The organism is Bradyrhizobium betae (genome assembly GCF_008932115.1).
GTDB classification, from domain to species: Bacteria; Pseudomonadota; Alphaproteobacteria; order Rhizobiales; family Xanthobacteraceae; genus Bradyrhizobium; species Bradyrhizobium betae.
In genome coordinates, this window is the sequence record NZ_CP044543.1 from 2,030,636 (window position 1) to 2,042,462 (window position 11,827).

Below are 11,827 nucleotides of genomic sequence, written 5' to 3' on the forward strand. Positions count from 1 at the left end.
CGCTGATCGCGCAACGGCCGCTGGATGATGCCTCAAAAGCGGACAGTCATGCCGACATGACTCGATGTGAATCCGAGTCGCTTGTAGAAGCGCTGCGCGTCGACGCGGCTCGCATGCGTGAGCAATTCGACCAGGATGCAGCCGCGCGCTTTTGCTTCAGTCACCGCCCATTGCACCAAATGCTCGCCGATGCCGCGGCTGCGGCAATCGGAAGCGACGCGAACATCTTCGAGCAGGCCGCGGATGCCGCCTTGCGAGCTGATGCCCGGCAGCACCGCCAGCTGAAGACAGCCGACCACCCTGCCCTCGCTCTCCGCAACCACGAGCGTGAGGTTCGGATCGCGCTCGACCCGCGCGAACGCCTCGTAATAGACCGCGGGCAGCGGGTCCTCCACGCGCTCGCGGGCGCGCCCGAGATGATCGTCGGCGAGCATTGCGATCATCGCGGGGACGTCCTCGCGCCGCGCGAGACGGATGGAGACGGACTTATCGTTCATAGGCGAAACTCCAGGCTCAGCGCGTGAGGCTCAGCGCGCCGGCGGCAGGCCGAGAGAGGCCTCGGCTTCGCCGATCCAGCGGCGGACGGCCGGGTAACGGCCAAGATCGAAGCCGCCTTCATGCGCGAGACGGGTATAGGCGAGCAGCGAGACATCGGCGAGCGAAACCTCTTCGCCGGCGAAGAAACGGCTTGCGGCCAAGTGCTGCTCCATGCGGTCGAGCGCGGCATAACCGCGCTTGACCTTCTCGGGGTCGAGCTCGGATGCGTCCTTGCCGAGATAGACCAGCTGGAAGCGGCACACCGCGATGTAGGGCTCGTGGCTGTACTGCTCCCAGAACAGCCATTCGTCCATCTTGGCCGCAGCAAAGGCGTCGCGCGGGATCAGAGCGCTGTCGCGGGCGAGGTAGCGGATAATGGCATTGGACTGCGCCAGCGTGCGGCCGTCATCGAATGCGACGGTCGGCACCTGGCCGGCGCCGTTCATTGTCAGGAATTGCGGCGTGCGCGTCTCGCCCTTGCGGGTGTCGATCTCGATCCACTGGTAGGGCAGCGCGAGCTTGTCGCAGACCCATTTCACCTTCAGACAATTTCCGGAATTGCTGTCGCCGTAGACCTGCATCGCTGTCGCCCCATTTACGGGTGACAGAGCATCAGGCCGGAAAGAACCTGTCAACAGGAAGCGGGCAACTCAGAACTTGTAGCCGGCGCCCAGGCGGAAATTGTTCAGGCTGACGGAGATATCCTTGGCGTTCGAGAACCCGACATGCTCCCACTCACCGCGCAGGATCACACAGTCGAGCAACGCGTATTCGATTCCGATGCCCCCCGTCCATCCGTAGATGAAACTGTTCGCGCGCCGCTCGGACTGCGTCATCGTACCGGTGCCGGCGATCGAGCGAGTCGTAACGCCGGAGTTGGGGTCCGTAAAGTCGTCGTATTTCACGTACGACACGGTCGCAAACCTCGACACGTCCGCGCGCCCGATCGCAAGGCCGCCAAACGCATAGGGCATGAAGTCTCCACCGGCCCATCCGATCCGACCTCGGAAAGTCGCATAGTCCTTGAGCTGCAACGCGGCGCCGCCACCGAGCGTCGTATTGTAAGTATAGGCGTGATTGGTCGGCGCTGTTTCGCCGGGGATCAATCTCGACATGGAATCGCTTGCACTGCTCGCGAGATTGTTCATGTAGCTGTAGTTGGCCTCAACGCCCATCACGGCATCATAGAGCTGCCAGTTGCGGCCCACATAGGCGCCGAACCCGGTCGCCTGGACGTGATTTTTCGGCAGCAGCGACCATCCGCCGACCGGCGCCTGAAGAATGCTGTCGCGAAGCATGAAATCGGTCATCGATTTCGGGGCGTGGCTGAAATCGATTTCCGACGTGGCAAAGCCGAACTGGCCGCCGACATAGAAGCCGTCCCAATTTTGGGATGACTTCGAGAGGCCGTCGGTGAAGCTGCCGCGCAGGATGGGCAGATCGGAAAGGTCGGCCGCGTGCGCGACAGACACCGTTCCCAACATCACCGCTGCCAACAAAAGCCTACGCATCGCAACGCTCCATCGAACTCGAACTTTCGATGCTGATCATGGCTCGTTAACCTTAACCAATGGTTGCGCCGGACGCTTTCATCGCCGTCAAGCCATGAAAAATACGCAAAGCAAAACGGCGCGGGATGATCCCGCGCCGTTAAGAGACTTTAACCGATGAGGCTTGCTATCAGCCCTTGGTGACGAGCGGCGGCGGCATGTAGGCCGGCGGGCTGTTGAGATCCCAGCGCACGCCGAGCTTGAGGTCGTGGGACGTGATGTCCTTGAACTTCATTGTATTGCCATACGTGGTGCCATCGTACGCCACAATCGCACCGGTCGTTCCACTGCCGAGATCGACATAGCTATAGGCCAATTCGAGCGTGAGACTGGGGTTTACCTTGTAGGCCAGACCCGCGTGCGCGGCCCAAGCGAAGTTCCATTTTGAGCCGGACGCTGCAGTTGCATAGCTCGCCGAGGGGCCGTTATGTGTGGGCCCGGCTGTTATGCGGTCTGTAACCGAACCGCTATCAGTGAAGTTAGAAATGTTGACCTGCGATGCGCCGACACCAGCACCGATGAACGGAGTCACACACCACCACGTCCCTAGATCCACGTAAGCATTTGCCAGGAACAGCAGCTCGGACTTGCTGGCATTGTAGTTGTTGACCCCGGAATAGCCGAGACCGTAGGCGGAGGCATTGAATACGTCCGATCCCTTGAAATTCGATTTGCCACGATACTGAGCAGTGACATCCGTGCGGAACCAGTTGTTGACACGATAACCGACACCGACGCCAAAGATCCCCGCAGTATCGAAGCCGGTCGTCTGATTGAACGAACTCATCTGGGAATAGGCAGTTTCGTCGGATTTCCGAACGCTCTTTACGCTCTGATTGCTGAAGCCGATGTCACCGCGCAGATACCAGCCACCGAAATCGGCGGGCTGAGCCACCGGCGCGTACATGGGAGGGGGCGCCGCGATCGGCATGTCGGCAGCGAACGCCATCGACGAGATCAGGGATGCCGCACCCGCGGCAAGGAGAGACTTAACGCTACGCATTGGCTTCGTCCTTATGGCCGGTGAGGCAAAATGCAGATGCCTCACGTTCTGGAAACTCACAGGGACGATCGCACCAAATGTTTAAGCGCCACTTAACCCTAATTTTTAAGGTTGATTTTTTCTCACCACTCGCGCGCATGCGGCGCAAGCGTTGCAAAAATGCAGCGTCTGCGCACCGCAATCGCTAACGATGTATGAAGCCGCAATGCAGCGAAACAGGATCAGTTAACGCATGTGCCGCGGTAGCCTGGGCAGGAACACCGCGAGCAGGCCGATCGCCGGCAGGTAGGCGCAGACCTGATAGACGAACTCGATCGAGGTGTGGTCGGCGAGCTTGCCGAGCACGGCGGCACCGAGGCCACCGATGCCGAAGGCGACACCGAAGAACACGCCGGAGATCATGCCGAAGCGGTGCGGCACCAGCTCCTGCGCGAACACGATGATCGACGATGTCGTCGAGGAAATGATGATGCCGATGATCACGCTCAGCACCGCGCTCGCATAAAGCCCGGCATAGGGCAGCGCCAGCGTGAACGGCAGCGCGCCCAGGATCGAGATCCAGATCACGATCTTGCGGCCGAAGCGATCACCCAAGGGACCGCCGAAGAACGCGCCGACCGCGTTCGCCGCGAGGAAGATGAAGAGATAGATCTGGGCGGTCTGCGTCGACACGCCGAAACGGTCGATCAAATAGAAGATGTAGTAGCTCGACAGGCTGGAGACGTAGAGCTGCTTGGAGAACAGCAGTGCCACCAGCACCAGCAGCGCGACCACCACGCGGCGCGAGCTCGGCGCGTCGGGATGGGCTTGAACCGCGATCGTCTTCTTGGCCTTGATCTGCGGCTCATACCAGCGGCCGATGCGCCAGAGGATGAGAATCGCCAGGAACGCGATCGAGGAGAACCAGGCGATGCTGCCCTGCCCGAACGGCACCACGATCAGCGCGGCCAGCACCGGTCCCATCGACGTGCCGAAACTGCCGCCGAGCTGAAACACCGATTGCGCGAAGCCGTAGCGGCCGCCGGACGCCAGCCGCGCGATGCGCGCGGATTCGGGATGAAACACCGCCGAGCCGAGGCCGACCAGGGCGGCAGCCACGAGGATGACGAGATACTGATGCGCGGCGCTGAGCAGCAGCAGGCCGAAGAAGGTCGAGGCCATGCCGATCGCCAGCGAGTAAGGCTGCGCCTTCTTGTCGGTGTAGTGCCCGACCACGGGCTGGAGCAGCGAAGCCGTGAACTGGAACGCCAGCGTGATCATGCCGATCTGCGCGAAGTCGAGCGCGTAGGTGTCCTTCAGGATCGGATACACCGAGGCGATCAGCGACTGCATGGTGTCGTTGAGGAAGTGCGAGACGCTGATGCCGGCGAGCACGACATAGGCCGGCCCGGCGGCCTTGGCAGCGCCAGGCGCGACGTCGGCAACGACGACGGGCTCGGTCAGCGTTTCCGCAGGTACAATGACAGGCTTGTTCAACGCAGCATCCCGGCATGCGCGGCGAACCGCCGCGACCTACTAGGTACGATGATAGCGGCGGCCGAACCACCGCCAATCGTCGATGGCTGGAATGCGAGAGCATTCTTGGCGCTCACCCTCCCCTGGAGGGGGAGGGTCGATCGCGCGGTGCGCAAGCGGGGTGGGATGATCTCTCCTCACGGGCACCATTGGAGGTGGAGAGACCGCCACCCCACCCCGTCTCACATTTCGCTGCGCTCAATGTGGGCCGACCCTCCCCCTCCAGGGGAGGGTAAGAGAGGCTCAGGCCGCGGCCAGCCCCAATGCCGAGACGATGGTGTCGACGACGTCCTCGACCAGGATGCGGTCTTCGCCCTCGCCCATGACGCGGATCACGGGCTCGGTGCCCGAGGAGCGGATCAGCAGGCGGCCGTGGCCGTTGAGGCGCTTCTCGCCGTCGGAGATCGCCGACTTGACGTCGGAATCATCGAGCGGCTTGCCGCCCTTGTGACGGACGTTCTTGAGGATCTGCGGCAGCGGATCGAAACGGTGGCAGACTTCCGACACCGGGCGGCGCAGCTTCTGCACCACGGCCAGCACCTGCAAGGCGGCGACGAAGCCGTCGCCGGTGGTGGCGTAGTCGGACAGGATGATGTGGCCGGACTGCTCGCCGCCGAGATTGTAGCCGCCGTTCAGCATCTGCTCGAGCACGTAGCGGTCGCCGACCGGGGTGCGGACGAGATCGAGCCCGTGGCCCTTCAGAAAACGTTCGAGCCCGAGATTGGACATCACGGTGGCGACGATGCCGGGCCGCGAGAGACGTCCGTCTTCCTTCCAGCTCTGCGCGATCACCGCGAGGAGCTGGTCGCCGTCGACGACATGGCCGCGCTCGTCGACCAGGATGACGCGATCGGCGTCGCCGTCCAGCGCAATGCCGATGTCGGCGCGCATCTCGCGCACCTTCCGCGACAGCGCTTCCGGCGAGGTCGAGCCGCAATCCTTGTTGATGTTGAAACCGTCGGGCTCGACGCCGATCGGCACCACGTCGGCGCCCAACTCCCACAGCGCTTCCGGCACGACCTTGTAGGCGGCGCCGTTGGCGCAATCGATCACGACGCGCAGGCCGTCGAGCGACAGATCGCGCGGCAGCGTGCGCTTGGCGAATTCGATGTAGCGGTCATGCACGCCGTCGATACGGCGGGCGCGACCGAGGCTCGCGCTCTGCGCAAGCCGCTTCTCGATGGGCTCGTCGAGCAGCAGCTCGATCTGCTTCTCGACGTCATCGGACAGCTTGAAGCCCTGCGGGCCGAACAGCTTGATGCCGTTGTCCTCGAACAGATTGTGCGAGGCCGAGATCATCACGCCGAGATCGGCGCGCATCGACTTGGTCAGCATCGCGACCGCCGGCGTCGGCATCGGGCCGACCAGCAGCACGTCCATGCCGACCGAAGTGAAGCCCGCGACCATCGCGTATTCGATCATGTAGCCGGACAGGCGGGTGTCCTTGCCGATCACGACCCGATGGCGGTGGTCACCGCGCTGAAACGCTAGGCCTGCGGCCTGGCCGACCTTGAGCGCGAGCTCCGGCGTGATCAGTCCGTTGGCGCGGCCCCGAATCCCGTCCGTCCCGAAATATTTGCGGCTCATATCGTCCCCCACGCAACAACCAGGAATCCCCACGACAACCTACGGGTGCCACAATGGGCCCCGCATCCCTGATTTGCTGGGGTCTTATAATGCCTGCGCGGCTAACTTGGCTTCAAAAAATATGATGAATCATTACGGAACCGTGGACAGGGCGCCCCGGTAACTTATTGTTAACATTATATTTCCGAGCGAGCGCCAGAACGGTGTGGAACCCTGCCCCTAGCTGGAGCGCTTCACATGGCCGTCCTGACGGCTCGGCGCGGGCTGGGTGACGTTGACGGGATCGGAGCCCGGGAAGGTCTCTTCGAGGCCTTCTTCCAGCGCGTCCTCGAGATCCTGCTTCTCCTTGATCTCTTCCGGCGTGGGCTGGCTGTGCGGTTTGCTCATGGCGCCTTCTCCTCAAACGATTTGGCTGTGCATCCAACCATGCTAGATGACCCCTCGATCATCCGATGCAAGACTTACGAAGAGACGGGCCGGGGAAAACAACCATGAAGCACATCACCTGTATCGACGACCTTCGCACCCTGCATCAGCGTCGCGTGCCGAAGGCGTTCTTCGACTATTGCGACCGCGGCTCCTACGCCGAGGAAACGCTGCGCGCCAATCGCGATGACATGCAGCACATCAAGTTCCGCCAGCGCATCCTGGTCGACGTCTCCAAGCGCGACACCTCGACCACGATCCTCGGCGAGCCCTCGACCATGCCGCTGATGCTGGCGCCCGTCGGCCTGCTCGGCATGCAGCATGGCGACGGCGAGATCCACGCCTGCCGCGCCGCGCAGGCCGCCGGCATCCCGTTCACGCAGTCGACGATGTCGATCTGCTCGATCGAGGACATCGCCGCCAATGTCGAGAAGCCGTTCTGGTTCCAGCTCTACGTGATGAAGGACCGCGGCTTCATCAAGGAATTGATCCAGCGTGCGATGGCAGCCAAGTGCAGCGCGCTGGTGCTGACCGTCGATCTCCAGGTGATCGGCCAGCGCCACGCCGACATCAAGAACGGCATGACGATCCCACCCGAATGGTCGCTGTCGAAGTTCCTCGATTTCGCGACCAAGCCAGCCTGGGTCTCCGGCGTGCTGCAAGGCAAGCGCCGCACCTTCGGCAACATTGCAGGCCATGTGAAGAACACCGAGGACCTCAACCGGCTCGCGGAATGGACCGCCTCGCAGTTCGACACGTCATTGAACTGGAAGGACATCGAGTGGGTCCGCAGCATCTGGCCGGGCAAGCTCATCATCAAGGGCATTCTCGACGTCGAGGATGCCGAGGAAGCAGCCAAGACCGGCGCGCAGGCGCTGGTGGTGTCAAACCATGGCGGCCGTCAGCTCGACGGCGCGCCCTCCTCGATCGAGGTGCTGCCGGAGATCGCCGACGCCGTCGGCGACAGAATGGAAATCATGTTCGACGGCGGCATCCGCTCCGGCCAGGACGTGATGCGCGCGCTCGCGCTCGGCGCAAAATCCTGCATGATCGGCCGCGCCTATGCCTATGGCCTCGGCGCCGGCGGCCAGGCCGGCGTCGCCAAGGCGATCGACATCATCCAGAAAGAGCTGCTCACCACCATGGGCCTGTGCGGCGTCAACCGCATCGACGAGATCGACGATCACGTCATTGCGGTGTAGCCACAAGGGCGGTGCCGTAGGGTGGGCAAAGCGTAAGCGTGCCCACCACCTTTCACGGAATGGAAGAGAATACGTGGGCACGGCGCAAGTGCGCCTTTGCCCACCCTACGAGTTCTGAACTCGCGGAGGCAGCCCCTCACCCCACCCTCTCCCCGTAAAAACGGGGCGAGGGAGCGAGAGAGCGATGCGCTCCGCTTTCACATCGGCGGCGTCAGGCCATCGCGGCCGACGCTGACGCGGTTGGTTTCGAACGAGCCATCCGGGAGCTGCTTCATGAAGGCGATGACCTTGGCGCCGGCCTTCAGGTCGGTCTTGTCGCCGGGCACGAAGGTCACCACCGGCGTGTTGTCGGCGACGAACACCTTCTTCTCGCCGTCCTTGTACTTCACCAGCAGCGTATGGCCGTCATTACCGACCACGCTCTCCGACACCGTGGCATTGGTCATGCTGGAATTCGGCTTGAGGTCATAGGGCCGCGAGCCTTCGCCGGTGCCGCGCATGCTCTCCGGAAATACGTGAACCTCGACGGCGTTGTCGCCGCCATCAGGTCCCGGCACGGTGGTGGCCCCGACGAAGGAGCCGACCTTGATGTCCGCGAGCGAAATCTTGGTGACGCCGGCCACGCGCACGTCAGGCGCAATATGCAACTTGACGTCCTCGCCGCTGCGCGACTTGACCTGCATGATGTCGCCATCGACGCTTTCGATCGTGCCGCGCACGCGCGTCGGCACCGGCGCCTTCTGCGCGACGGCATAGAGAGTGGAAGCGGCCACCATCGCGACGGCGATCAGCGGACGTGTAAAACCTGCACGGTGGATGGTCATGAATGTCTCCGATTGTCCCCACGGATGGTGAACGCCGCGGAGCGCGGCCTATTCTCTCAAGTCTTCGTGAGATCGGCCTCGACCAGCGCGCGCAATTCCGCAGTGACCGCCGGCCTGCGGCCAAACCACAGCTCGAAGCCGCGGACCGCCTGATGCAGCAGCATGCCGAGCCCGTCGGCGGTCCTGAGGCCCCGCGCCTGCGCTGCGGCGAGCAACGGCGTGACCAGCGGGACGTAGACGAGATCGGCGACCACGGCCGACCGCGGCAGACGGGCCACGTCAATGGCGAGCGACGGCTGGCCGTGCATGCCGAGCGAGGTCGTGTTCACGAGAAGTTTTGCGCGCGGCAGCACGTCGTCGATCGCGTCCCACGTCACCGGATGCACGTTCGGCCCGAACTGGCTTGCCAGCGTCCCGGCCCGCTCGAGGGTGCGGTTGGCGAGATGGATGCGGCTGATGCCGCGCTCGAGCAGGCCAAATATGACGGCGCGCGAGGAGCCGCCGGCGCCGAGCACCAGCGCCTCGTCCGCCGTGTCCCAGCCGGGTGCGCCGGCATCGAGATTGTTGATGAAGCCCTCGACGTCGGTGTTGGTCGAATGCAGCTCGCCGCCTTCGAACCATAGCGTGTTGGCCGCGCCTACGGCCCTGGCGCGCGCATCGGGCGTCGACAGCGCCAGCACGCCCTCCTTGTGCGGGATGGTGACGTTGGCGCCGACGAAGCCACGCAGCGGCAGGCGCAGCACGAAGTCGCGGAGATCCTCCGGCGGCACCGCCTCGATGACATAGCCGCCCTCGATTCCGAGCGTGCGCAGCCAGTAATGATGGATCAGCGGCGAGCGCGAATGCGCGGCCGGCCATCCGATCAGGCAGGCTGCGGGAGCTTTGGGCGCGGTCATCTTTCCCTCAAGGCGTGGTCGAGGGCGATCCATTTCGCGTCCCGCCGGTCCTGTCAAGCAGGCGGCGGCAGCGTCGCGGATCCACTCGCACCGGGGGCCGCCTTGATATCGGCGACGGCACGCTCGATGGTCTGACGATAACGCGCGTGTCGCGGGCTCACACCGTGCGTGAGCAGCGCGCGGCGGACCGTGGGCGAGGCCCCGGTGATGAACAGCCGGATGCCCTGGCGCCTGGCCTTGGCGGCGACGCGCCCCAGCACGTTCGCCGCGGTGGAGTCCAGGAATGGCACGGCCGTGAAATCGACCACGAAAGCCTTGCGCCCGTCGGCGACGCCGTCGAGCACGCTGCCGATGGCCGATGCGGCACCGAAGAAGAACGCGCCGGTGATGCGGTAGACCAGCACGTCGCGATCGACCGCGAGTGCGGGATCGTAAGGAACGCGCGTCCCATTGCCGTCATCGGGACGGTCGTCGGCCACCAGCGGCGACCGCTCCTCGATGCCGGTCATCTCCGACATGCGGTGGATGAACAGCACCGCGCCGAGCGCAAAACCAACCAGGATGCCTTCGGTCAGATCGCGGAAGATCGTGAGCAGGAAGGTGGCGAGCAGCACGACGGCGTCGCCCCACGAGGAGCGCAGCAGCGTGGCGAATTCGTGCTTCTCCGCCATGGTCCAGGCGACGACGACGAGCACGGAGGCGAGCGCGGCCAGCGGAATGTAGCTCGCCAGCGGTGCCGCGATCAGCATGAACAGCAGCAGGAAGACCGAATGCAGCATGCCCGCGAGCGGGCCGCGCGCACCGGCGCGGATGTTGGTTGCGGTTCGCGCGATCAGACCGGTGACACAAATGCCGCCGAACAATGCCGAGCCGATATTGGCGGCGCCTTGCGCCACCAATTCGCAATTGGAGCGGTGACGGCGCCCGGTCATGCCGTCCGCCACCACCGCCGAAAGCAGCGATTCAATGGCAGCCAACAGCGCGAACGCAATCGCATCCGGCAGCACCGCCGTCGCCTTCGCAAGCGAGAACGCCGGCAAGGCCGGCGACGGCAGTTCGCGCGGAATGCCGCCGAAGCGCGAGCCGATGGTCTCGACCGGCAGCGACAGCACGGTACACGCGACAGCCGCGAGCACGACCGCGATCAGGATGCCGGGCCAGGACGGCCGCCAGCGCCGCAGGCCGGCGATGATGGCGATGCTGACGACCGCGACGGCCACGGCGGACGGATTGATGGTGGGCAGGCCGCCGGCGAGCGCGACGAGTTTCGGAACGAACTCGCTCGGCTCTTTCCCCGCGAGCGTGATTCCGCCGAGATCGCGAAGCTGGCTGGCGAAGATGATCACGGCGATGCCGGCGGTGAAGCCGACCGTCACCGGATAGGGGATGAACTTGATGTAGGTGCCGATCCGCAGGAAGCCGGCGGCAACCAGAAAAAGCCCCGCCATCAGGGTGGCGAGGATCACGCCGTCGACGCCCTGACGCTCGGCGGTCGCAGCGACCAGCACGATGAAGGCGCCGGCTGGGCCGCCGATCTGAAACCGGCTGCCGCCGAGCAGCGATGCGATGAAGCCACCGACGACAGCGGTGTAGAGGCCCCGGTCCGGCGTCACGCCCGAGGCGATCGCGATCGCCATCGACAACGGCAGCGCGACGATCGCGACCGTGAGGCCCGCGAACACATCGGCGCGGAGATCGGCAAGGCCATAGCCCTCGCGCCATACGGTCACGAGCTTTGGCAGATAGAGTTCGGTAAAGGTCGGCCGACGAAGCTGGTGCAGCTTGCCTGCGTGTTCGTCCGTGATGCTCATTTCAGCAAATTTCTCCGCTGCCCACAATGCTCCGATGCATCGTGCGGCCGCGTGCTTCGGCGCGCCGGTGCGTTAGTTCAACCTGCTCCCGAGCATGATCATCGCGGGATCACGCCCCCACCCGGCGTGGCGGCCCCGGCTCTTTCAGCCGAACGCCGCGTCCGCCGCCTTCGCTGCGCGCCTGTTCGCCGATCAGCTCGACGCCGGCCCGCTCGAACGCATCGACCACCCTCATCAGGGTCTCGACCACACCACGAACGTTGCCGGTGCTCGCCTCCATCCGCTGGATGGTCGGCAGCGACACGCCTGCGAGTTCCGCCAAGGTCCTCTGGTCAATGCCAAGCAGCGCGCGGGCTGCCCGCATCTGGAATGACGTGATCACCTTGGCCTCACGTATCAAAGCTTATAATTGATATCCTACGCATGTACAATGATGTAAAATACATCATTTCAAGCCAAACGCAAGCGCCCTTTGC

Annotated in this window: 12 protein-coding genes; 1 reads left to right on the top strand and 11 read right to left on the bottom strand. The window is 64.1% G+C overall.

Going from position 1 to position 11,827, the window contains the following annotated elements; genetic code table 11:
- Positions 1 to 32: 32 nt before the first annotated feature.
- The 7 genes from F8237_RS09660 to F8237_RS36290 all read right to left on the bottom strand — a co-directional run bounded on the left by F8237_RS09660 (position 33) and on the right by F8237_RS36290 (position 6,579).
- The gene (locus F8237_RS09660) at positions 33 to 497 is read right to left on the bottom strand and encodes a GNAT family N-acetyltransferase (RefSeq protein WP_151644071.1); all 465 of its coding nucleotides are present in this window, start codon (positions 495 to 497) and stop codon (positions 33 to 35) included.
- 30 nt (positions 498 to 527) lie between these two features.
- Entirely contained in the window at positions 528 to 1,118 is a 591-nt protein-coding gene (locus F8237_RS09665) for a glutathione S-transferase family protein (protein WP_151644073.1), read from the bottom strand.
- A 69-nt stretch (positions 1,119 to 1,187) separates the two neighbouring features.
- Positions 1,188 to 2,048 carry an outer membrane protein gene (locus F8237_RS09670; protein ID WP_151644075.1) on the bottom strand — a complete coding sequence of 287 codons (861 nt, stop codon included), beginning with the start codon at positions 2,046 to 2,048 and terminating at the stop codon, positions 1,188 to 1,190.
- A 169-nt stretch (positions 2,049 to 2,217) separates the two neighbouring features.
- Complete coding sequence (locus F8237_RS09675; protein ID WP_151644077.1) at positions 2,218 to 3,090, bottom strand: outer membrane beta-barrel protein; 873 nt, start codon at positions 3,088 to 3,090, stop codon at positions 2,218 to 2,220.
- A 225-nt stretch (positions 3,091 to 3,315) separates the two neighbouring features.
- The gene (locus F8237_RS09680; RefSeq protein WP_151644079.1) at positions 3,316 to 4,566 is read right to left on the bottom strand and encodes an MFS transporter; all 1,251 of its coding nucleotides are present in this window, start codon (positions 4,564 to 4,566) and stop codon (positions 3,316 to 3,318) included.
- A gap of 282 nt (positions 4,567 to 4,848) precedes the next feature.
- Positions 4,849 to 6,192, bottom strand: coding sequence for a phosphoglucosamine mutase (glmM, locus tag F8237_RS09690; RefSeq protein WP_151644083.1), 1,344 nt, complete (start codon positions 6,190 to 6,192; stop codon positions 4,849 to 4,851).
- A gap of 219 nt (positions 6,193 to 6,411) precedes the next feature.
- On the bottom strand, positions 6,412 to 6,579 hold the full coding sequence (locus F8237_RS36290) for a hypothetical protein (RefSeq protein WP_015688475.1): 168 nt from the start codon (positions 6,577 to 6,579) through the stop codon (positions 6,412 to 6,414).
- A gap of 104 nt (positions 6,580 to 6,683) precedes the next feature.
- Here F8237_RS36290 and F8237_RS09695 point away from each other — a divergent pair, with 104 nt between their 5' ends.
- Positions 6,684 to 7,820, top strand: a complete 1,137-nt coding sequence (locus tag F8237_RS09695) for an alpha-hydroxy acid oxidase (protein ID WP_151644085.1) — start codon at positions 6,684 to 6,686, stop codon at positions 7,818 to 7,820.
- A 197-nt stretch (positions 7,821 to 8,017) separates the two neighbouring features.
- Here F8237_RS09695 and F8237_RS09700 read toward each other — a convergent pair whose 3' ends face one another.
- The 4 genes from F8237_RS09700 to F8237_RS09715 all read right to left on the bottom strand — a co-directional run bounded on the left by F8237_RS09700 (position 8,018) and on the right by F8237_RS09715 (position 11,733).
- Positions 8,018 to 8,644, bottom strand: a complete 627-nt coding sequence (locus F8237_RS09700) for a hypothetical protein (protein WP_151644087.1) — start codon at positions 8,642 to 8,644, stop codon at positions 8,018 to 8,020.
- Between the two features lie 56 nt (positions 8,645 to 8,700).
- Entirely contained in the window at positions 8,701 to 9,540 is an 840-nt protein-coding gene (locus tag F8237_RS09705) for a shikimate dehydrogenase (protein ID WP_151644089.1), read from the bottom strand.
- A gap of 53 nt (positions 9,541 to 9,593) precedes the next feature.
- Positions 9,594 to 11,351, bottom strand: coding sequence for a SulP family inorganic anion transporter (locus F8237_RS09710; protein WP_151644091.1), 1,758 nt, complete (start codon positions 11,349 to 11,351; stop codon positions 9,594 to 9,596).
- Between the two features lie 109 nt (positions 11,352 to 11,460).
- Positions 11,461 to 11,733, bottom strand: coding sequence for a helix-turn-helix domain-containing protein (locus tag F8237_RS09715; RefSeq protein ID WP_094973011.1), 273 nt, complete (start codon positions 11,731 to 11,733; stop codon positions 11,461 to 11,463).
- Positions 11,734 to 11,827: the final 94 nt, after the last annotated feature.